General features: G+C 36.4%; 18 protein-coding genes, 1 other RNA gene and 2 pseudogenes. 17 read left to right on the forward strand and 4 right to left on the reverse strand.

The window, feature by feature from the left end; translation table 11 throughout:
* Positions 1-325: 325 nt before the first annotated feature.
* The 7 genes and pseudogenes from R4Z10_RS03485 to ssrA all read left to right on the forward strand — a co-directional run.
* A pseudogene (locus tag R4Z10_RS03485) lies at positions 326-547 on the forward strand (NINE protein); the annotation flags it as partial.
* A 246-nt stretch (positions 548-793) separates the two neighbouring features.
* A complete protein-coding gene (locus R4Z10_RS03490) occupies positions 794-1,318 on the forward strand; it encodes a DUF6241 domain-containing protein (protein WP_338471846.1) in 525 nt (174 codons plus the stop codon).
* Positions 1,319-1,434: 116 nt separating this feature from the next.
* Positions 1,435-1,668: a preprotein translocase subunit SecG gene (gene secG / locus R4Z10_RS03495; protein WP_338471847.1), complete on the forward strand. Its 234-nt coding sequence runs from the start codon at positions 1,435-1,437 to the stop codon at positions 1,666-1,668.
* A 132-nt stretch (positions 1,669-1,800) separates the two neighbouring features.
* Positions 1,801-2,547 carry a carboxylesterase gene (locus R4Z10_RS03500; protein WP_338471848.1) on the forward strand — a complete coding sequence of 249 codons (747 nt, stop codon included), beginning with the start codon at positions 1,801-1,803 and terminating at the stop codon, positions 2,545-2,547.
* A gap of 40 nt (positions 2,548-2,587) precedes the next feature.
* On the forward strand, positions 2,588-4,927 hold the full coding sequence (gene rnr, locus R4Z10_RS03505) for a ribonuclease R (protein ID WP_338471849.1): 2,340 nt from the start codon (positions 2,588-2,590) through the stop codon (positions 4,925-4,927).
* A 124-nt stretch (positions 4,928-5,051) separates the two neighbouring features.
* On the forward strand, positions 5,052-5,519 hold the full coding sequence (gene smpB / locus R4Z10_RS03510) for an SsrA-binding protein SmpB (protein WP_338471850.1): 468 nt from the start codon (positions 5,052-5,054) through the stop codon (positions 5,517-5,519).
* Positions 5,520-5,712: 193 nt separating this feature from the next.
* Positions 5,713-6,049: a transfer-messenger RNA gene (gene ssrA / locus R4Z10_RS03515) on the forward strand.
* Between the two features lie 416 nt (positions 6,050-6,465).
* Here the strand turns inward: ssrA and R4Z10_RS03520 are convergent.
* Together R4Z10_RS03520 and R4Z10_RS03525 are read right to left on the reverse strand one after the other, a co-directional pair.
* Positions 6,466-6,873, reverse strand: a complete 408-nt coding sequence (locus R4Z10_RS03520; RefSeq protein WP_338471851.1) for an LAGLIDADG family homing endonuclease — start codon at positions 6,871-6,873, stop codon at positions 6,466-6,468.
* A gap of 192 nt (positions 6,874-7,065) precedes the next feature.
* Positions 7,066-7,977, reverse strand: coding sequence for an L-lactate dehydrogenase (locus R4Z10_RS03525; RefSeq protein WP_338471852.1), 912 nt, complete (start codon positions 7,975-7,977; stop codon positions 7,066-7,068).
* A 589-nt stretch (positions 7,978-8,566) separates the two neighbouring features.
* Here R4Z10_RS03525 and R4Z10_RS03530 point away from each other — a divergent pair.
* Positions 8,567-9,436 carry a DMT family transporter gene (locus R4Z10_RS03530; RefSeq protein WP_338471853.1) on the forward strand — a complete coding sequence of 290 codons (870 nt, stop codon included), beginning with the start codon at positions 8,567-8,569 and terminating at the stop codon, positions 9,434-9,436.
* Between the two features lie 89 nt (positions 9,437-9,525).
* On the opposite strand, the gene R4Z10_RS03535 is transcribed toward R4Z10_RS03530, so the two are convergent.
* On the reverse strand, positions 9,526-10,092 hold the full coding sequence (locus R4Z10_RS03535) for a DUF4256 domain-containing protein (RefSeq protein ID WP_338471854.1): 567 nt from the start codon (positions 10,090-10,092) through the stop codon (positions 9,526-9,528).
* Positions 10,093-10,475: 383 nt separating this feature from the next.
* Between R4Z10_RS03535 and R4Z10_RS03540 the strand changes: the two genes are divergently transcribed.
* From R4Z10_RS03540 to pstB, 8 genes and pseudogenes are all read left to right on the forward strand, one after another.
* Entirely contained in the window at positions 10,476-11,708 is a 1,233-nt protein-coding gene (locus tag R4Z10_RS03540) for an FprA family A-type flavoprotein (protein WP_338471855.1), read from the forward strand.
* Between the two features lie 23 nt (positions 11,709-11,731).
* Positions 11,732-12,955 (forward strand): annotated as a pseudogene (locus R4Z10_RS03545) (FAD-dependent oxidoreductase).
* A 17-nt stretch (positions 12,956-12,972) separates the two neighbouring features.
* Positions 12,973-13,137, forward strand: coding sequence for a rubredoxin (rd, locus tag R4Z10_RS03550; protein WP_338471856.1), 165 nt, complete (start codon positions 12,973-12,975; stop codon positions 13,135-13,137).
* A 189-nt stretch (positions 13,138-13,326) separates the two neighbouring features.
* On the forward strand, positions 13,327-14,046 hold the full coding sequence (locus tag R4Z10_RS03555) for a Crp/Fnr family transcriptional regulator (protein ID WP_338471857.1): 720 nt from the start codon (positions 13,327-13,329) through the stop codon (positions 14,044-14,046).
* A 363-nt stretch (positions 14,047-14,409) separates the two neighbouring features.
* Positions 14,410-15,252, forward strand: a complete 843-nt coding sequence (locus tag R4Z10_RS03560) for a phosphate ABC transporter substrate-binding protein PstS family protein (protein ID WP_338471858.1) — start codon at positions 14,410-14,412, stop codon at positions 15,250-15,252.
* 67 nt (positions 15,253-15,319) lie between these two features.
* Positions 15,320-16,234: a phosphate ABC transporter permease subunit PstC gene (gene pstC / locus R4Z10_RS03565; protein WP_338471859.1), complete on the forward strand. Its 915-nt coding sequence runs from the start codon at positions 15,320-15,322 to the stop codon at positions 16,232-16,234.
* A 1-nt stretch (position 16,235) separates the two neighbouring features.
* Positions 16,236-17,060 carry a phosphate ABC transporter permease PstA gene (gene pstA, locus R4Z10_RS03570; RefSeq protein ID WP_338471860.1) on the forward strand — a complete coding sequence of 275 codons (825 nt, stop codon included), beginning with the start codon at positions 16,236-16,238 and terminating at the stop codon, positions 17,058-17,060.
* A gap of 61 nt (positions 17,061-17,121) precedes the next feature.
* Entirely contained in the window at positions 17,122-17,892 is a 771-nt protein-coding gene (gene pstB / locus R4Z10_RS03575) for a phosphate ABC transporter ATP-binding protein PstB (protein ID WP_338473153.1), read from the forward strand.
* 91 nt (positions 17,893-17,983) lie between these two features.
* On the opposite strand, the gene R4Z10_RS03580 is transcribed toward pstB, so the two are convergent.
* The gene (locus R4Z10_RS03580) at positions 17,984-19,207 is read right to left on the reverse strand and encodes an AraC family transcriptional regulator (RefSeq protein ID WP_338471861.1); all 1,224 of its coding nucleotides are present in this window, start codon (positions 19,205-19,207) and stop codon (positions 17,984-17,986) included.
* A gap of 242 nt (positions 19,208-19,449) precedes the next feature.
* Between R4Z10_RS03580 and uidA the strand changes: the two genes are divergently transcribed.
* Complete coding sequence (gene uidA, locus R4Z10_RS03585) at positions 19,450-21,264, forward strand: beta-glucuronidase (RefSeq protein WP_338471862.1); 1,815 nt, start codon at positions 19,450-19,452, stop codon at positions 21,262-21,264.
* The last annotated feature ends 551 nt before the right edge of the window (positions 21,265-21,815 follow it).

Genomic DNA, 21,815 nt, shown 5'->3' on the forward strand with positions numbered 1-21,815 from the left:
ATTGGAAAAAATATAGGGAGGAATGATTATGACTACCTGTTTTATTCATGAAGATGATCAGGCTATTGGAACATGTGTTGGATGCGGTAAGTTTATTTGTGAGAACTGTAAGACCGAGGTAAAAGGAAAAAACTATTGTAATAAATGCCTAGATGAATTATTTGAAGAGAAGAATAAGAAAATCGAAAAACTAGAAGAGACAACAAAAACAAATCAGCCAATGGTATTTATGAATGCAGGCGGTGGCGGTGGTGGAGCATCAAGTTCTTCTTCGTCTTCATCTTCATCATCAAACGCTGGTGGGGCTTTTACAAGAAGATATACAAAAAGTAAAGTAGCTGCCGGTTTACTAGGAATTCTCTTAGGTGGTCTAGGAATACATAAGTTTTATTTAGGAAGATGGGGTTGGGGAATAATTTATCTACTACTCTGTTGGACATATATTCCAGCGATTGTTGGTTTTATTGAGGGTGTTGTCTATCTAGTATCTAATGATGAAAATTTTGCTTTAAAACATGATAAAGGATATCAAAGTTTTGGTGCTTAAATAACCTCATTATTTATATGAATGTATAAAGTTAATATATTTTTGCAATTTAATAGACTAATTGGATTCATATAGACAAAGGTCAAAATAGAAATGGTCCGGTCAGTAAGAGGTCTTTCGAATAAATGCAGTTTCCCACCATATCATAATTTTTGATAATTCATATCCTATAATTGCCTGCGAATGATTAAAAGGTTAAAATAATAATTAAATTAAAATAATTATTCGCAAGCAGGTGTAGTTAGAATGAAAAAAGCTATTTTAATACCCCTTTTAGTCTTACTTGCTGGTGCCGCAGTATTTGGAATTATACAATATTCAAGTAAAGGAACAGTTACGGTTACTAAGCAACAAACAACGAAAACTGATCAAAATCAGGCTGAGGGCGGAACATTTATTGAAATTCAAGAGGTAAGGAATGAGTCCATTGAAACAGAACTGCCGGATAACATGACAGAAGGAAAAGTTCAAAATGTGATTCATCAAATGAGCCACCAAAAGGTTAGAGCAGAAGAAAAATGGGGATTTATCCCTCTTACTATGGAGCGTGTCAATAGATTAATAGAAGTAGTCAATGCCAATCAATATGAACATGAGGGTGTTTACTTAGATATTTTGAAACGTTGGAAAAACAATAACTTCTCTCATGTTGATACGGATCATAATGCGGTTTGGTCCCTCCAAAATGGAACAGTCGGTAAAGCAACGGGTATATTAACCGTTGAGGAAGAACAACAGTTTATCGCTAAATATTATAGTATTAAGGAATAAGGAAGTAATTATAATCGTTCTGTAAATAATTCCAAATCCATTTGGAACCACTTCATTTGTATGATAAAATAGAAATATTGTAAAAGGGTGTTCTTTATTCAGGAGGTACTAATATTATGCATACAGTCTTACTATCTTTACTCGTGATTGATGCAATTGCTCTTATTATTGTTGTTCTACTTCAGTCAGGTAAAAGTGCTGGATTATCCGGAGCCATTTCAGGTGGAGCAGAAACATTATTTGGTAAGCAAAAAGCGCGTGGAATTGATTTAGTTCTTCATCGTATTACAGTTGTGCTAGCTGTTTTATTTTTTGTTCTTGCTATAGCCGTATCGTATTTTGGTCTTTAATAGAGCATAGAGCCTGGCCTTTACTTGGTCAGGCTCTTTTATATGGTCAAATAGTAGCATGCAAGGAGTCCTTTTGTTTAAAATATATAGATAGGATAAAACGTTTTTCAACTATGACGAGGAGGAATCACAATGAAGGTAGTAGCACCAAAACCATTTACATTTGGAAACGGAAAAAGGGCGGTTCTTTTATTACATGGATTCACTGGACATTCTGCAGATGTTCGCATGCTTGGTCGTTTCCTTGAAAAAAAGGGGTATACATGCCACGCACCGATTTTTAAAGGACATGGAGTCCCGCCAGAAGAACTTGTACATACAGGACCAGAGGATTGGTGGCAGGATGTCAAGAATGCTTATAAATACTTACAAGATCGAGGTCATAAAGAGATTGCTGTTGCTGGATTATCACTGGGAGGAGTATTTTCCTTGAAATTAGGGTACACTTTACCTGTAAAAGGGATCGTAACGATGTGTGCACCAGCTTATTTGAAAAGTGAGCAAATCATGTACAAAGGAGTACTTGAGTATGCAAGGAACGCTAAGGTAATTGAAGGGAAATCGGAGGAACAAATCGAAAAGGAAATGGTAGAGTTTCAAAAAACTCCGATGAATACCATAAAAGCATTACAAGAATTAATTGCCGATGTGCGTGATCATATTGATATGGTTTATGCACCATTATTTGTTGTACAAGCGAGGAATGACGGTATGATTAATACCGATAGTGCAAATATTATTTATAATCAGGCGGAATCACCGCAAAAACAAATAAAGTGGTATGAAAACTCCGGACATGTTATCACTTTAGATAAGGAAAAAGATGAGCTTCATGAAGACATCTATCAATTCCTTGAAACACTAGATTGGGAAGAATGAAAAATTTGAAGTTGAAATAGGAAACTAGAGGAGGGATTGGGTGGATAATCAAATTCAACAACATATTGACCGATTACTGCATTATATGAAGGATGAAGCTTATAAACCTTTAACCGTACAAGAATTAGAACAAGCATTAGGTGTTGAGGATTCATCGACATTTAAAGATTTTGTAAAAGCGCTTGTGCAAATGGAAGAAAAGGGACTTGTCGTCAGAACGCGCAGCAATCGCTATGGTTTACCTGAAAAAATGAACTTGATCCGTGGCAAACTTACAGGTCATGCAAAAGGGTTTGCATTTGTTATTCCAGAGGAAAAAGGATTAGACGACATTTTCATTCCGCCGAATGAAATGAATAATGCGCTGCATGGAGATACGGTTTTGGCGAGAGTATCATCAGAAACTTCAGGGCAGCGCCGTGAAGGAACGATTGTTCGAATTCTTGAAAGAGGCATTCAAACGATCGTTGGAACATACACTGAAAGCAAAAACTTTGGGTTTGTCATTCCCGATGAGAAGAAATTTGCCGGAGATATTTTTATTCCAAAGGCGGCTAAATCTGGGGCTGTAGAAGGACATAAAGTAGTTGTTAAATTAACAACCTATCCGGAAGGCAGGATGAGTGCAGAAGGAGAAGTTATTCAAATTCTAGGTCATAAAAATGATCCTGGAGTGGACATCCTTTCTATCATTCATAAACATGGTCTCCCAGGGGATTTTCCAGAGGAAGTCATGCAACAGGCCAATGAAACAGCAGATTCAATCGACGAATCAGAACTTAAAAACCGACGTGATTTAAGAAATGAAACGATTGTTACAATAGATGGCGCAGATGCTAAAGACTTAGACGATGCTGTTACTGTGTCGAAGCTTGAAAATGGAAATTACAAGTTAGGTGTACATATAGCAGATGTTAGTTACTATGTGACGGAAAATTCTCCAATTGATCGTGAGGCGGCTGAAAGAGGAACGAGTGTCTATTTAGTTGACCGGGTGATACCAATGATTCCTCATCGTTTATCAAATGGAATTTGTTCACTAAATCCAAAAGTTGATCGTCTAACTTTATCATGTGAGATGGAAATTGATTCAGACGGAGTTGTAGTCAAACACGACATTTTCCAAAGTGTAATTAAAACAACAGAGCGCATGACATACTCTGATGTGAATAAAATTTTGGTTGACCAAGACGAAGAATTGATAAAAAAATACGAATCTCTTGTACCAATGTTTCAGCTCATGCATGAATTAGCAAAAATATTAAATGCCAAGCGACAGCATCGGGGAGCCATTGACTTCGATTTTAAAGAAGCAAAGGTATTGGTCGATGAAGACGGAAAGCCAAGTGATGTCGTTATTAGAGAACGTTCAGTCGGAGAGCGTCTAATTGAGGAATTTATGCTGGCAGCTAATGAAACAATTGCAGAACATTTTCACTGGATGGAAGTACCATTCATTTACCGAATTCACGAAGATCCAAAAGAAGATAAACTTCGTCGCTTCTTTGAGTTTATCACTAACTTTGGTTATATCGTTAGAGGGACCGCGAACTCTGTACATCCTCGTGCACTGCAAGAAATCATTGAGGAAGTGCAAGGGAAGCCAGAAGAAATGGTGATATCAACCGTCATGCTTCGTTCAATGCAACAAGCCAAATATGATCCTGAAAGCTTAGGACACTTTGGATTATCAACCGAGTTTTATACTCATTTCACATCACCTATTCGACGGTACCCTGATTTAATCGTTCATCGATTAATACGGACTTATTTAATAGAGGAAAAAATAGACCCAGCAACTCGTGAAAAGTGGGGCATCCTACTTCCAGATATCGCTGAACACTCTTCAAAAATGGAACGCCGTGCTGTTGATGCAGAGCGTGAAACAGATGAGTTGAAGAAAGCGGAATATATGGAAGACAAAATTGGTGAGGAATATGACGGAATTATTAGCTCCGTTACAAATTTTGGCTTATTTGTTGAGCTTCCAAATACGATTGAAGGACTCGTTCACGTTAGTTACATGACCGATGACTATTATCGTTATGATGAACGTCATTTTGCGATGATCGGTGAACGAACGGGAAATGTGTTTCGCATTGGTGATGAAATTACGGTTCGCGTAATCAATGTGAATAAAGATGAGCATTCAATTGATTTTGAAATCGTAGGGATGAAGGGAACACGAAGACGTGAGCCAAATGAAGGCACACGTGTATTCCGAACAGGTAGTTCCGATCGTAAACCTCGTAGTTCTAAAACAGGTGGTAGAAGCGGAGCGGGAGATGGAAAAGGGAAGCCAAAGTCTTCTACTAAAAAAAGTAGAAATAAAAAATTCTATGAGAATGCACCGAAGGCAAAGCGTAAGAAAAAGCGCTAATTCACCCGTCCAGAAGGGGGTTCCGAATGTTTCGGAACCCTCGTAAGCGGTTCAGAATGGAGTTATGAATTGTACGGAACGAATATTTTTGATAAAATGGAGCAGTGAAAGTGGGGAAAGCTCTATGCCAAAAGGTAATGGTAAAGTAATAGCGCAAAATCGCAAAGCAAATCATGATTATTTTATTGAAGAAACTTATGAAGCGGGGATTGTTTTGCAAGGAACGGAAATTAAATCGCTCCGTGCAGGTAAAGTGAATCTTAAGGATTCATATGCAAAGATTATGAATGGAGAAGTATTTCTCGTCGGTTGTCATATTAGCCCGTATGAACAAGGAAATCGCTACAACCATGATCCAGAGCGATCTAGAAAACTTCTGCTTCACCGCAAGCAAATTAACAAGCTGATTGGTGAAACAAAAGAAATAGGTTACTCTCTTGTTCCATTGAAGATCTACTTAAAAAATGGCTATGCGAAGGTTTTGATTGGCTTAGCACGGGGTAAAAAGAAATATGATAAACGTGAAGACTTGAAAAAGAAAGAGGCTAAACGGGATATTGAACGAGCATTCCGTGAAAGACAGAAGATGTAATTGGGAACTGGAAAACGTACCAGTAACTAACAATTGCAAACCATTTTGTTTATGCTATAATAATAAATGTCAGCAGGGCAAGAGCTGACAAGTAAATCTTAGCTCGGTACTTCGAGCATCCATGACGTCAGTGCACTTTGCACGAATCGAATAGGTGATTAATCTCATCATCGATTTTCTTATATGGGGACGCTACGGATTCGACAGGGGTAGTTCGAGCTTAGGTTGCGAGTCGCAGGGGTCGGCTGCGTTAAAACGCCAAAGCCTATAACTGGCAAACAACAAAACAACTTCGCTTTAGCTGCCTAATAAGCGCTTAGCGGTTCCTCCCTCCATCGCCCATGTGGTAGGGTAAGGGACTCAACTTTAGTGGGCTACGCCGGATCTCGCCGTCTGAGGGAGAAGGAAGAGAACAATCAGACTAGCTGACCGGACGCCAGTCGATAGGCATAAGGATCAGCGAAATGCGAATATATCGACTACACTCGTAGAAGCTTAAGTGACGATATCTTTGGACGTGGGTTCGATTAGTAAATAGTCGCCTTATGTGGTAACACATAAGTGAAAAATTTGGCTTTATCGGTGAAACCTAAGTCGCTAATTGCGATAAGGCAATACCGAGCAGTATGTGGAGTAATCCAACAGCTGTGTATCGACTTATAGGCTGCCAACGGATTTGGTAGTACTAGGATGTGAAATTCTGCCTGGAGTCAGGTAAATTTATATTTCACATAATACGCCAAGGGACCTGCCCGACTGCAGGTTCAAGATATAGTCAGTGCCATGACGAAAGCATGGAAGAGCACGTCCCACCGTCTCCACCATACATAATAATTGGTGGTAAATACTACTTGTAACGGACTTACCAATATTTTGGTAAGTCTGTTTTTACATTTACTTAGCTTTGCATATGAAATGATTCGGTAATTAATTAGAAGAGGTTATTCTAAATTAAAAAGAACTCCTTCTCGAATTTAATTTTTAATACTAACTGTTCTTGATTATATTTGCCATCTCTCAAAGTAACAGAATCATAGTATTTTAAAATCCATTCAGCTCTCAACTTTTTCTTGTCAATTCTAAGAAATGGTAATATTGATTGAAGAGTACTAAAAACGTCTGTCTTCTTTGTAATGGTTAAAGTGAATGAGTATTTATGTTTTTCAGGATTGTAATTCTTTTTGTTACAAATTTTTCCACCTGCTAAACTTTGTAAATAAATTAATAGTTCCTTATCTGTAGATGCTATTGCAATACAAGGCCTTCGATATTCTTTTGAATGATTTCTTGTCAAAGTAATTGTGCCTTCTCCATCTATTATTCCAGCAATATAAGAAGCCTCCCACTTTTCCATAATAACCTCAAATAAGAACACTTGTTCGATCTTATTGTATATGTTTATAGTAAATATTACAAACAATATGAGAGTTTTAATTTCTTGATATGATATATCGTGTCAGCGGCATAGAATTTGTCTATTCAAAAAAACAGTTTGATTATTAAAACGTAATAAAAGCCATTCATTTTATAGAATGGCTTAAATTTTTTAGAGTACTGATTGGATTAGATCTTTCATTTTATTGGCTGATTGTTGTAAAAGTTCCTTCTCCTCTGTCGTTACTTCTGTCTTTAATACTTCTCGTACCCCATTACGATCTACGATTGAAGGAACACCAAGGTATACATCTGAAATGCCATGGTAATCTGTTAGTAATGTAGAGATTGTAAGTACAGCCCCTTCATTATTCAAAATTGCTGCACAAATTCGATCAAGTGCTAATGCAATAGCGTAATAGGTAGCCCCTTTAGTATTAATAATCTGATAGGCAGCTTCTCTTGTGTTTACAAAAATAAAGTCTTTTACTTTTTCATCTAACTCCAATTTAGTGCCTGCAATATGGGCGCGACTCCACAAAGGAACTTCTGAGTCTCCGTGCTCTCCCAAGATATTGGCATGAACACTTCGTGGGTCAATGTTTAAATGTTGGCCAATTAAGTAGCGAAACCTCGCACTATCCAATAGAGTTCCAGAACCAATCACTCTTTCCACTGGCCAACCAGACTTTTTCCATGAAAAATAACTCATGACATCCACTGGATTTGTTGCGATCAATAAAATTCCGTCCTGGTTATATTTCAATACTTCAGAGAGAATACTTTCATAAATGCCGATATTTCTTTTAAGTAAATCGACACGGGATTCTCCAGGCTTTTGTGCTGATCCAGCCGTAATAATAATGATATCAGCATCTTTACAATCGACATATGAACCTGCCCAAACTTTGGTCCTGCCTAGAAATGGCATCCCATGATTCATATCTAGTGCATCTCCAATTGCTTTGTCCATATTGGCATCGATTAGTACGAGTTCATCCATACGTTGTCTTAACAATAATGTGTAAGCTGTAGTTGATCCAACTGCCCCCACTCCAATCAGTACAACCTTTGAACTTTTCATTTTCCACACACTCTCTTCCCATTATGAACTTGGTATGTAAATTTATTTACACTTTTATTATTTATCTGATTTTCAATCCTATCCAAAAATAATACAGGGCACTTCATTCTATTACCCCAACAATAAAACGTTAAACTTAATCAAGAGGCTCAGTAAATATGTTATAATAGCTTGTCTTATTAAGTAGTAAGTTATAAAAATAAACATATAAAATAGGAAAAAGGATGAATGATGAAAATTCAAATCTCCTTTATCGCAGGAGTCTGTATATTATGGGGATACTGCCAATTTATTGGAAACTTATTGATGTTGTTCTATTTAGGTGTCAGCACGGTTTTGCGACAGGATCTATCTAGAATGATTTTTTTACGTTAAACATTCGTCAGTTGCTAAAGGAAAAAAGCATCATAAGTGGACTCAACTGTTAGAATAGAGAAATTAGCTAAACGAGTTCTACTATCGAGAATGTTAAACCGGTTTAGAGTAAAAGCTATAATGAATTGGCCGTTTTTCATACGGCAAGTAGTCGAGTGCCTCTACACTCGATTTTTTATTGTTTGCTTTTTGTTTAAAGGGAAGGTGGTAAAATATGTTAAAAGCTTATACTTTGCTTACGGTTTGTGTAGTCATATGGGGAAGTAATTTTGTGTTTGGAAAGATGTTAGTTCAATCCTTTTCTCCAACTCTGCTAACGATGCTAAGGCTTTTGTTTATTGTACTCTTTTTAATAGGATTGTCTTCATTCAAAAAACACTTTAAACGTGTGACTAAATCGGATTTACTACCAATATTGTTTCTAGGGGTTATTGGTGTATTTATAAATCAATGGTCTTTTTTTGTAGGATTACAAACCGCTGATCCAACCACATCTGCATTAATATTAGCAACTGCTCCTATTATAACTGGATTTTTAGCAGCTATTTTTTTAAAAGAAAAATTAACCATTCGTATGCTCATTGGGTCAATTGTTGCTATTACAGGTATTTATTTTGTTGTAACAATAGACAATCCATCTTTACACTTTGATAAAGGTTTATTGTGGATTGTCATAACAATGATTACATTTGCCATTATGATTATTATGACAAGACTTCTCTCTCAAAGATTAGATCCACTTATCATTACTTTATATTCGAATATTGTAGGCTTAATTGTATCCATTCCTTTCGCATTTTTACTAGACAATCCATTACGAGTAAGCTCGAAGTGGTCTGATTGGATTTTTCTTATCGTAACTGCTGTTGTTGTACATGGTATTGCTAACTTAATATGGAATAACAACATTAGATATGTCGATGCTTCAAAGGCTTCTATATTATCTAATTTAGAACCTTTTGTCGCCATGGTTATGGGGCTCATATTGCTATACAAGCCAATAACAGGTGCAGAGATTGTAGGGTCACTATTTATAGTAGGCGGGGTAGTCCTATCTACATATCAAAGAAGTAAAATAGAGTGATGATACATAGGAAAGGGAAGAAATAGAAAAAATCGTGTTCAGATAGTAGAGATCTAACACGATTTTTTTATTAATAAAAGGTTTGAAATTTAGACCTTTAGTGTACCGCGGAACCCTCTTACACTATAATAAGAGTCCGCACCGTTATGATACACAAAAACATGGCCATAGCGATAATCACAAAAAAGAGCTCCACCGAGCTTTCTAATATCAGGAGGTGTTAGTATCCAGCTCGAAGATTTCTTATCAAAAGTTTCAACTTTCTGTAATTCTCGATATTGCTCTTCTGTTAGCATTTCAATTCCCATGGCAGTTGCCATATTAATCGCGCTATTTTCTGGTTTATGTTTTTTTCTTGACTCAAGCGCTTCTTGGTCATAACAAACACTTCTGCGGCCTTTAGGAGTTTCTGCTGAACAATCGCAAAATATGTACTCGTCCTTCGTTTGATCATAACCAACAACATCCGGCTCTCCGCCCGTTCTCTCCATTTCATTGAGCGACCACAGTTTTTCTGGATTAGCTTCTAGTTTTGCCTGAACCTCTGCCCAAACTAGACCTTCGTGCCGGTGCATGTTTTTCTCAAAGCGGGCTTTCAATGTTCCAAATAATTCTTCGCGTTGTTCTAATGATAACTTCTTATTATCGTTTGTCACAATTTTCCTCCTTCTGCTATTTAGCCATCTATTTTATCAGGCTTAACGGGCAGTAGACCCCCACCACAAGATTCTGAGTAAAATAAAAGAAGATAGGTGGGGGATTAACTGCCCATAAAGCTCCGATTGGTTCAACTAACCATCAGTGGGGGATGAAAGAAAACCCCCACTGATGGAAGTTTCACTTTATCTAGAACTTCTTTAGTTCTATTAACGAAAACACATTATATCATATGGACAAAGTGACATCTATTTCTCCATAAGGTGCGAGTAACTTTATTTTTTGTTGAAATGTGATTCAAATCCTCTTTTTATTTTAAATTCTTTTGTAAGATAAATGTAGTTGAGAACAATACTCATTTCCAATTAGGAGGATTATATAGATGATGAAACATTTTGCTTTAACAGAAGATATATATTGGGTAGGTAAAATTGATGATCGGGAGGTTCCGTTTCACCGATTAATTTTGGCAAAGGGTACTACTTATAATGCTTATTTATTAAAAACGGAAAAGCCAACAGTGATTGATACAGTAGATATGGAATTTGGAAGAGAATTTAACGAATATTTAAGTCAGTTAATCGATCCAAGGGAAATACAATACATTGTTATTAATCACACAGAACCCGATCACTCAGGTGGAATGGCAGCTCTAGCAAATAAAGCACCAAATGCAACGATTGTCTGCACAGAGATTGCCGTTCCTGAATTAAAAGAAATGTATAAACTTCACAATAGAAATTTCTTAGTCGTTAAGGACGGAGACACATTGGATATTGGGGGTAAAACGTTAAAGTTTAAAGAAACACCGTACCTTCATACAGCCGAAACAATGATCACGTATTGTGAAGAAGAAAAAATTCTATTTCCTTGCGATATTTTCAGTACACATGTGGCCGTAAAAGATATTTTTGCAGATGAAGCAGGCTTTGATATAACAGAAGATTTTATTGGTTATTACAATGCAATTATCCACCCTCATAGAAGATATGTAAGAGCATTGATTGACGCGTTAGAAGAGATGGATGTGCAAATGATTGCTCCTTCACATGGATTTATTTTACGAAAAGACATTCAGAAGTACATTGGTCTGTATGCAACAATGAGTGCAGATACCGTTAAAGATAAAAAGGTAACCATCGTTTATACAACGATAAGGAAAAATACGAAAAAAGTTGCGGATCATTTAAAGAGAATTTTCGAAGAAAATGAAATCCAAACAACAGTTTTTAATGCGGATAAATCTGATAAAGCAGAAATCCTTGAAAGTATTAAAGAAGCAGATGCCGTCTTTATCGGAAGTTCTACGAAATATGCGGATATGATTGGGAACCTAGAAGAAGTTCTGAAAGAAATGGTTGAACTGAATCTAGAAGGCAAAATTGGTGCTGCTTTCGGTTCGTATGGATGGAGTGGAGAAGCCATTGAAGTCATCCAAGATTATTTGAATCAGACGAATATGAACGTACAGAGCACATCGAATGTCATTAAAACAACAGGAATGACACATGTGGAATTCCCAGTGAGAGTAAGATTCTCACCAAAGGATGAACAACTCAACAAAATTGAACATTCAGCAACATTTGTAGCTGATTTATTACGAAGTGCGATTTAATCTTTTGAGAAGGTGGATAAGTAATGAATAAGAATTATTGTATCATCGGTACAGGTGTAGCGGCAGTAAATGCTGCTAAGGCTATTCGAGATCAAGATAAAGAAGCGAACATCCATTTGTTTGGAGCTGAGAAGTCGTTACCTTATAATCGAATCAAATTATCAAAAGATCTGTATTCTGATTTAACTAGTGAGAAGGTTCTAATTAAAAAGGAAAAGTGGTACGAGACCCAAAATATTACCCTTCATTTAAATACAAAAATTTCGGAAATTGATACAACAAACCAAGAGGTTACTACAGTAGCTGGAACAACCACTTCCTATGATAAACTCCTTATCGCAACAGGAGCGATCAATAGACAACTCTCCATTAATGGGGCTAATAAAAAAGGGGTCTTTACGATTAGAGAAATGCACGAAGCGGAAAAGTTCAAGGCTTTTGTTGAAGATAGAGAACATGTTGTAATTATTGGTGGCGGAGTTCAAGGGCTAGAGACAGCATAGTCCATTCATAAGGCCGGAAAAAAGGTTTCCATCATTGAGGTAGCTCCAAGACTAATGGCAAGACAGTTAGATGAAGAAATAGCCTTACGATTAAAATCTAAATTAGAAGAAGCAGGGGTTTCAGTATATTTAAATACCTCCATTAAAGAAATTATAGGAGATAGTGAAGTAAGCGGAATTGTGACAGATCATACAACCATTTCATGTGATACCATCCTTTATTCAATAGGGGTTATTCCCAATATTGAGATTGTCAAAAATACATCCATTGCCGTGAATCGCGGAATTATTGTAAATGATAAAATGGAAACGAATATTGAACATGTATATGCAGCAGGAGATGTTGCTGAATGGAATGGTGAGGTTGCTGGTTTATGGCAGCCGGCAATGGATCAAGGGAAGGTTGCTGGAGGTAATATGGCATCTCAATCAGAAGTTTACGAAAAGACCATTCCAGTAACACTATTCAACGCTTTTGATGTCATGTTATTTTCTATAGGATTGGTAGATGAGAATCAATGTGATACAACCATTGTTGAAGTAGACAGTGAGAAAAAATATACAAGAATTTTTATTAAAAATCAGAAATTAGTAGGAGTTATCTCACAAGAAGGCGCTGTAGCTTCTATCCTGTATAAATCAGCGATAGAGAATAATACGTCATTGGCTAATATCGATTTTGAAAATCTATCAATAACTGAAATGATGAATCAACTTAAAGAAATACAAAAGAAGTCTGCGTAATATAGGAGGAGAGTAGAATGAAAAAATATATTTGTATTCCATGCGGTTATATTTATGATCCTGCGATTGGAGACGAAGATGAGGATATTGCTCCTGGAACAGCATTTGAGGATTTGCCGGAGGATTGGATATGTCCTGTGTGTGGGGAAGATCAAGAACAATTTGAGGTAGTAGAAGAATAGTGGTATAAAAAGTGTCAATCCATATGGATTGACACTTTTTATATTAATCATTTGATCGTTTAACTAACTAGATAAGTTTATGGTGATATAAAACACAATACAAAAATGGTAGTTATGCTATTATTCAGTTGAAAGAAACTTACTTTCTTGTATTTTATGTTACTTATTATAAAAATCAGGTGATGCGATATGTGTAAAAATCATTGTAATCCGGTTGATCATCAAGAAAAAGAACCATGTCCAATATTAGTTCCGATTTTTTCTGCATTATCGAGTGAAGAAATTTTGAAAATAGCTAAAATGACCAAACATGTACAATTTAAAAAGGGAGAAACAGTTGTACAGGAGGGTGAGAGATCAGATACATTATCGATTATTCATAGCGGAAAAGTAAAATTATCTAAATTTACAGTAGACGGCAAAGAGCAGATCCTATATATCATGACGACTGGTGACTTTTTCGGTGAATTGAATTTATTTAATGATGATGAACTTAATAACTTCAGTGCCTTTGCTATTGAAGATACTGAAATCTGTCAATTGAGAAAAAGTGAAATGGATCAAATTATGCTAGAATATCCAGGCATTTCAATGAAATTACTAACAGCCTTAACAAAAAGATTAGCACATACTGAGAATCTTGCCCAAAATTTGGCCACAAAAGATCCAGAGGTAAGAATTGTCCATATGATTTTGGAGTTCTGTCAAAAGTTTGGGATCAAAATGAACAACGGTATTCTTATTCACCTTCCAATCACTCGAGAAGAAATTGCTAGTTATGTAGGTGTAACCCGCGAAACCATCAGTCGGAAATTTAGAAAATTTGAAGAGCTAGGATTAATTAGCTTAACGGGAAATAAACAAATGATGGTTAATAATCAGCTAGCCTTAAGAGAATATATCAATTGAAATATCAGGAAAGTCTCGTGTTTTAATCAATATTAAAATACAAGGTTCTTCTGTAATATTTTCTCTGATAAAGACAAAACTATAATGGAAAGGAAACCTCATCCTTTATTCCAGTCGCAAGCTGATCCTAAATGATAGAGGATCAGCTTTTTTGTTAAAAACTGTATTCCTACCTAGTTAATCGGCTATAATCACAAAAACTTTACAAATAATAACCATAATTTTACATCCTCAGCACACCGTTTACGCTCGATTAATCGCTGGTTAATAAATTTACAAAAACTTTACATTAAATAAACAGGAGCTTTACAATATACATATATTCTGTAGAGGTTGCCAATCGAACATCTTGGAGGTTTGGAAATGACGTTTATTAGAAAATTAATGATAGGATTATTGGTTTTATTAATAACTTTTGTAATAGCAGCTTGTGGGGCACCTGATGAAGGAAAATCAGGATCTTCAAATGGTAATACATATACACTATCTATATCTGGATCAACCTCGGTAGGACCATTAGCTGAGAAATTAGCAGCTAAATATGAAGAACAAAATGATATCAAAATTGAGATTAATCAAATTGGTTCTTCTGCTGGTATCACAAACGCAACAACTGGTGTGTCAGAGATTGGTATGTCTTCACGTGATTTGAAAGAAGAGGAAGTAGCAAACGGATTAATTGAAACTATTGTTGCTTATGACGGAATTGTTGTAGTCACTCACCCGAGCAATAAAGTAAAGAATCTGACGATGGAACAAGTCAAACAGATCTTTACAGGGAAGATAACAAACTGGAAGGAACTTGGGGGAGAGGACATGGAAATCGTCGTTGTCTCGAGAGAAGATGGTTCTGGTTCACGGGATGCCTTTCAAGAAATTGTTGACTACTCTTCCGGTGAATTAGTGAAAAGTGCAATCGTTGCTAGTGGAAACGGTAATATTAAAACAACGGTTGCAACAAATAAACATGCGGTAGGATTTGTTTCATTTGAATATATTGATGACTCTGTTTCAACTGTAGAGATTAATGGTGTGGAAGCCACAGCCGAGAATGTCCTTGAACAAAAATATAAATTATCACGTCCGTTTTTATTTGTTCATAAAGGGGAAAACCTTAGTCAAGAAGGACAACAATTCATTGATTATATTTTAAGTCCAGCAGGACAAGAGGTTGTAGCAGAAGCGGGTGTCATCCCATTAAGGTAAAATGATAGAGAATGAATGATCATTTATACAAGGCATCTTGTGTGTAGCAATTTTGGAGGAATGAGATATGTCAAGCCTAATGAGTGAGAAACAAAGTAGTGAAATCAATAAGTCAAATAAAAAGAAGTATTTCTTGGAAAAGTTATCTGGAAAAATCTTTCTAATCTGTGCCTTGCTTTCTGTGATTTGCTTAGCATTAATAATCGGGTTTGTATTTTATAAGGGCGCCCGTCCGTTTGTGGTGGAAGGATACAGTTTTATTGACTTTCTCTTTGGAGTAGACTGGGTACCTAGTGAAGATCAATTCGGGATTTTCCCGATGATTGTGGCTTCGATATATGCTACAATCGGTGCATTAATCATTGGCGTTCCGATTGGATTGTTTACAGCGGTATTTTTAGCTGAAATCGCACCAAAAAGACTCGCCAAAATCATTTCACCTGGCGTACAGTTATTAGCAGGAATCCCTTCTGTTTTATATGGGGTGTTTGGACTCGCCATCATTGTTCCTTTTTTGCAGGATAATCTTGGCTTAGCAAAGGGACAAAGTTTATTTGCAGTGATTCTCGTGTTAGCCATTATGATGCTGCCTACAGTTGTAAGTGTATCTGAAACAGCGATTAGGGCTGTGCCAAAAACATATCGGGAAGGATCGTTGGCATTAGGATCCTCTGAAATACGAACGATTTTTAGAGTTGTTGTTCCAGCTGCTAAATCTGGGATTATGACAGCTGTTGTATTAGGAATGGGTAGAGCTATTGGTGAAACGATGGCGGTAATTTTAGTAGCAGGAAACAGTCTGATTATCCCAACGAGTATAACAGATAGTATCCGTCCGTTAACAACGAACATTGCTTTAGAAATGGGATATGCAGCAGGAACTCATCAAGAGATGCTATTTGCAACAGGGATTGTTTTATTCGGATTTATTTTATTGTTAAACTTTGTATTAGCAAGAATTAGCGCGAAAGGGGGTAACTAAGATGAGAACGTTTAAAGATGGTATGTTGCGTGGACTTCTCTGGTTATCCGCCTTTTTAACAATTGCTGTTCTTGTAACTATTGTAGGCTTCATATTTTATAAAGGGTTTCGATTAATTAACTTTGATTTTATCTTTGGGGATTATTCTCCTGTTGGTGGTGGTGGTATTTGGCCAATGATTGTGACAACCGTATATACGATTGTCATATCCTTAGTGATCGCAACTCCAATTGGGATCTTGGCTGCAGTGTACTTACAGGAATACGCCAAACAAGGCCGATTAGTAAAAACGATCCGATTTGCTACTGAAAGCTTGACGGGGATCCCTTCTATTATATATGGTTTATTTGGTGCCGTATTCTTTGTAACTACTTTAAAATTCGGCATGTCGATCATTGCTGCATCCTTGACATTGACGATTATCATCTTGCCAGTAATTATCCGAACAACAGAAGAGTCGTTAAAAACGGTTCCGAATTCTTATCGTGAAGGCTCTCTAGCTTTAGGTAATACAAAACTGCAAACGTTATATAAGGTGATTTTACCAAGTGCAATGCCGGGGATCTTATCTGGTATCATTCTTTCAATTGGGAGAATCGTGGGGGAATCCGCGGCGATCTTTTTAACAGCTGGAACGGTAGCTGCATTACCTGAAGGAATATTTTCATCAGCTAGGACGTTAACGGTACATTCTTATTTAGTTACACAAGAATCAGGAGATATTGAACTTGCAGCTGCAATCGGCATTGTGTTAATTGTCATCATACTTGTATTGAATCTTTTAGCAACGTTAATATCAAAGGTATTGAATAAAGCGAACCATTAAGATCATTGATAAATAATTTAGCGATCATGAACGTAAAAAAGTAAGGAAGGGATTTTTGGTGATGAATCAGCAATCTAATGAAGCAACGAAAATTAAGGTAAATGATTTAAATTTGTGGTATGGAGAAAAACAAGCCCTTTATTCAGTCTCATTGGATATCAAGGAGAAAGAAGTTACCGCTTTTATTGGTCCTTCTGGCTGTGGTAAATCCACTTTTTTACGTACTCTAAACCGTATGAATGATTTAATCGATGGAGTCAAAATTAGTGGTGATGTAAACATAGATAACGAGAATATTTATCAAAGCAATGATGTGATCAAATTAAGAACAAAGGTTGGTATGGTTTTCCAAAAAGCGAATCTATTTCCGATGAGCATTTATGATAATGTGGCATATGGTCCTCGTGGCCAAGGGATTAAGAATAAAAAAGTGTTGGATCAAATCGTGGAAGAAAGCTTGCGTGGGGCTGCAATCTGGGATGAAGTTAAGGATCGACTAAAGACTTCAGCACTGGGACTATCAGGTGGTCAACAGCAACGGGTTTGTATTGCACGTGCAATTGCTATGAAACCGGACGTCATTTTAATGGATGAACCAACTTCAGCTTTAGACCCAATATCAACGTTGAAAGTTGAAGAGTTAATTACCGAAATGAAAAAGAACTTTACAATTGTTATAGTTACCCACAATATGCAACAAGCAGCACGTGTTTCAGATAAAACCGCCTTTTTCTTAAATGGTGAAATTATTGAATATGATGAAACAGATATTATCTTTTCACGACCAAGAGATAAAAGAACGGAAGATTATATAACGGGTCGGTTTGGTTAAGTGCTCTTCTTATAGATAATGTATTAAATGGTTTGAAAACGAATGTATGATTATATAGAAATGGAGGAGGCAAAAGCCCCCTCCATTTCCTTTATCCAAATCGTGAAGGCTTCTTTTTTGCATACTCTGTTGGAGTAATCGATGTCAGTTTTTTAAAGACTTTACTGAAGTAATTTAAATCATTGAATCCTACTAGAAAAGCAATGTCAGTCACTGCTATATTTCCTCTTTGCAAATATAATTTCGCTTCGTCGATTCTTTTTTGATTAATAAATTCCGTTATATTGATACCAATTTCCTCTTTGAACCTTCGTGAGAGATACGAAGGGTTCACATGTATTTCCTTCGCAATTAGTCTTTGGGTTAGCGGGTTGCCCAAATTTAATAGAATATAATCAACTGCTTTTTTCACAATAGGGCTATACTGTCCTGTAGCAAAGGTGCTTACAAGATCACAATACTCATTTGTCATGAGAATCAATAACTTTTCCAAGTTTGGAATAGTGGTGGTCCTTTCAATTAAAATTGCAAATCTTTCTGAGATATTATGAAGATAGACGGGATGCACCCCACCTCTTTCAGCGGCAATTCTATATAAAGTATTCATTACAAAGGCCATATTTTTTGATGAACGGATAGGGCTTCCGGGAATGCGATCTGAAAATTCCAATAGTCCTGCCGTTGTGTGCATGATGCTATTGGCTTCTGTTTTATTTCCCCTTGTTATAGCGTCCATCAGCATACTTTGAGCTTGATATCTTTTTTCAATAATCTCTTTGTTTTCCTCAATACTCATCTTTAGATGATTTTTATTTAGATTGGGTTTTGGTACATGTGAAGAGATTGATTGTGCTGGGATGTAATCATGGCTGCACATGTTAACAAGCAATTCCCCAATACTCTGATATTCGATTTCGCCTAAAACGGGCAAGGATTGATAGAATTGTTCTAGCTGTTTACGCTCACCTATAGGAAGAGTGTTTCTTGTAATAATATCTTTAATAAGATCGATAACGGACATACTTGAAATGAAGGGGCCGACTGCTATGCTTCCAATTAACGATTGGTTCTCCCAAAATCCAACAGCCATATATTCAAGCCCAAATAGATTGATGTAGTGATAATAATGATGAGGGGAAGTATTACAAAGCACTTCATATATATGTGTGTATTCAGTTTCAGGCTGTTCTAATACGGCTGGGATGGAATGGTTTACCGATTGAAACAAGGGATTACCAGTGTGACCTATCAAAATAGTATCCATTTTTGTTATAAAATGGATTGCTTGGGCAATTTTAATTTTATTTTCTATCAAAGGAATTCCCCTTTCAATCTCCTCTATTATCATAAAGTAATATAATTACTATTTTAGTTAAAAAATTACGATTAATAAAGTGAATCATTTATTATAATGAAATTACATTAAGCCCTACATAAGAGGGTATAAGAAATAATATCAGGGTTAATTTTGGATACCCTAATCTAAGATTAGATAAAGCATATTAGAATTCCCACTACTAATTGCAGTTTTTCATATAATGATTGGAGGAAAAGTATATGTTATATCCTATAGCTACAGATAGTCGTGTTGTCATGGATCTAAGTGGAGTTTGGAAATTTATGATTGATAAAGAGGTAGAGCCCATCGAGGTATCACAACAGCTCCCAACCAATGAAGTGATGGCTGTTCCTGCTTCTTTTAATGATCAGACACCCATAAAAGAGATCCGTGAACATAGTGGTTATATTTGGTATGAAAGAGAATTCTCCGTTGCGAAGGCTTTACGCAATGAAAGATTAGTATTGCGTTTTGGATCTGCTACCCATGAAGCATGGGTTTATTTAAACGGCAAGGAAATATCTCATCATAAAGGTGGATTTACCCCATTCGAAGTAGAAATCAATGACTTTTTAGTAGAGGGTTCAAATCGTTTAACCGTTCGTTTAAGTAATTTATTGGATTATACTACACTACCAGTTGGTAACTATAGTGAGAAGAAAGATGCAGATGGCCGTGTAATTCGAAATGTCGATGAAAACTTTGACTTCTTTAATTTTGCAGGCTTACATCGTCCAGTTAAAATTTATTCTACACCAAGGGAATACATTGAGGACATTGTGATTGTTCCTGAGGTAGATTTAAATGTTAAAAAGGCGGATGTAAAAATCTCTGTTAAAACAACAGGAAACTTTGATGAAGTACGTGTAACGATCTTAGATGAAGAAGGCAAGAAAGTAGCTCAAGCGTCAGGTAATGAAACTAATGTTTTAATTGAAAATGTACAATTATGGCAGCCGTTGAATGCCTTTCTTTATAAAGCAAAAGTGGAAGGCATTAAGAACGGAGAAATGGTTGATGTCTATGAAGAGTTATTCGGTGTCCGCAAGGTTGAAGTAAAGAACGGTAAGTTCCTGATTAACGGTGAACCATTCTATTTTAAAGGTTTTGGTAAACATGAAGATACTTATGTAAATGGTCGTGGGTTGAACGAGGCCTATAATGTATTGGATATCAATTTAATGAAAAAAATGGGTGCGAACTCATTACGGACGTCTCACTATCCATATTCTGAAGAAATGATGCGTTTATGTGACCGTGAAGGGATTGTTGTGATTGATGAGACACCTGCAGTTGGATTAATGTTGTCCTTTACGTTTGATGTATCCCTTTTAGAAAAAGGTGGAGATTTCGCAGACGATACTTGGAAAGAACTTAGAACTGCAGAGGCACACAAGCAGGTCATTCGTGAATTAATTGACCGTGATAAAAACCACGCCTGTGTCGTCATGTGGTCGATTGCGAATGAGGCAGCAACATATTCACAAGGTGCTTATGAGTACTTTGAGCCGTTATTTAATCTAGCTCGCGAATTGGACCCACAAAAACGCCCGTGTACAAATGTCAGCATTATGATGGCAACACCAACGGCTGATAAATGTACAGACTTGGTAGATGTCATTGCCTTGAATCGTTACTATGGTTGGTATGTACAACATGGTGATCTAAAAACAGCGGAAGAAAAAACGCGCCAAGAACTATTAGCATGGCAAGAAAAATATCCAGATAAGCCAATTATGTATACTGAATATGGTGCTGATACGGTGGCAGGATTCCACAGTGCATACGGTGAGCCATTTTCTGAAGAATATCAAGAAGATTACTATCGCATAAATAGTAAAGTATTTGATGAAATTCAAAACTTTGTAGGCGAGCAATTATGGAACTTTGCTGATTTCCAAACCAAGTTCGGAATCATGCGTGTACAAGGGAATAAAAAAGGTGTATTTACAAGATCAAGGGAACCCAAAATGGTTGTACGCTATTTAAGTGATCGTTGGAATAATATACCAAATTTAGGCTATAAAAAGTAATTTCAAGGATTCTTGTTGATACAGATATGTCTGAAACATACCTGCACTTTGTTTCAATAAAGTGAAACTTCTATCAGTGTGGGGTCTTTTATCCCGCACTGATGGTTAGTTGAGGCCAGCAGCATGCTGGTCACGCAGACGTTGCCGCAGGCGTATTTAGTCTGTGTTCAACTTCCGGAGCTTTACGGGCAGTTGATCCCCCATCTATCTTTTTTTATCATACTTAGAACCTTGAGGTGGAGTCTTACTGTCAGTTATGCCTGATAAAAATTAAAGGTTCATGAATTATTTGACCATCTCTTTTCAAAATGAGTAATATGTCTAAATCTAAATTTGAACAATATGTTAACGTTTTCATTTTCTTGTTGTATTATTTTTTTCAGGATGCTAGTATACAAGTATACCAAAGATGACTAGAGGAGTATTATTTCAATATAAATATCTAAATATCTAAATATCTAAATATCTAAATATATTTATAATGAAACATTTAGATTAAAGGTAAAGTGCTCCGTACAGTGCTCTAGTAATTATACGTATAAAAAATACTA

Origin of the sequence: Niallia sp. XMNu-256 (genome assembly GCF_036670015.1) — a bacterium.
GTDB lineage: Bacteria > Bacillota > Bacilli > Bacillales > Cytobacillaceae > Bacillus_BD.

Coding starts and splice junctions, on each gene's coding strand:
- secG (WP_338471847.1), top strand. CDS start 1,435: ATGCATACAGTCTTACTATCTTTACTCGTGATTGATGCAATTGCTCTT.
- uidA (WP_338471862.1), top strand. CDS start 19,450: ATGTTATATCCTATAGCTACAGATAGTCGTGTTGTCATGGATCTAAGT.
- R4Z10_RS03490 (WP_338471846.1), top strand. CDS start 794: ATGAAAAAAGCTATTTTAATACCCCTTTTAGTCTTACTTGCTGGTGCC.
- pstC (WP_338471859.1), top strand. CDS start 15,320: ATGTCAAGCCTAATGAGTGAGAAACAAAGTAGTGAAATCAATAAGTCA.
- smpB (WP_338471850.1), top strand. CDS start 5,052: ATGCCAAAAGGTAATGGTAAAGTAATAGCGCAAAATCGCAAAGCAAAT.
- R4Z10_RS03530 (WP_338471853.1), top strand. CDS start 8,567: ATGTTAAAAGCTTATACTTTGCTTACGGTTTGTGTAGTCATATGGGGA.
- R4Z10_RS03500 (WP_338471848.1), top strand. CDS start 1,801: ATGAAGGTAGTAGCACCAAAACCATTTACATTTGGAAACGGAAAAAGG.
- R4Z10_RS03555 (WP_338471857.1), top strand. CDS start 13,327: ATGTGTAAAAATCATTGTAATCCGGTTGATCATCAAGAAAAAGAACCA.
- rd (WP_338471856.1), top strand. CDS start 12,973: ATGAAAAAATATATTTGTATTCCATGCGGTTATATTTATGATCCTGCG.
- R4Z10_RS03520 (WP_338471851.1), bottom strand. CDS start 6,873: ATGGAAAAGTGGGAGGCTTCTTATATTGCTGGAATAATAGATGGAGAA.
- R4Z10_RS03525 (WP_338471852.1), bottom strand. CDS start 7,977: ATGAAAAGTTCAAAGGTTGTACTGATTGGAGTGGGGGCAGTTGGATCA.
- R4Z10_RS03560 (WP_338471858.1), top strand. CDS start 14,410: ATGACGTTTATTAGAAAATTAATGATAGGATTATTGGTTTTATTAATA.
- R4Z10_RS03540 (WP_338471855.1), top strand. CDS start 10,476: ATGATGAAACATTTTGCTTTAACAGAAGATATATATTGGGTAGGTAAA.
- pstB (WP_338473153.1), top strand. CDS start 17,122: ATGAATCAGCAATCTAATGAAGCAACGAAAATTAAGGTAAATGATTTA.
- pstA (WP_338471860.1), top strand. CDS start 16,236: ATGAGAACGTTTAAAGATGGTATGTTGCGTGGACTTCTCTGGTTATCC.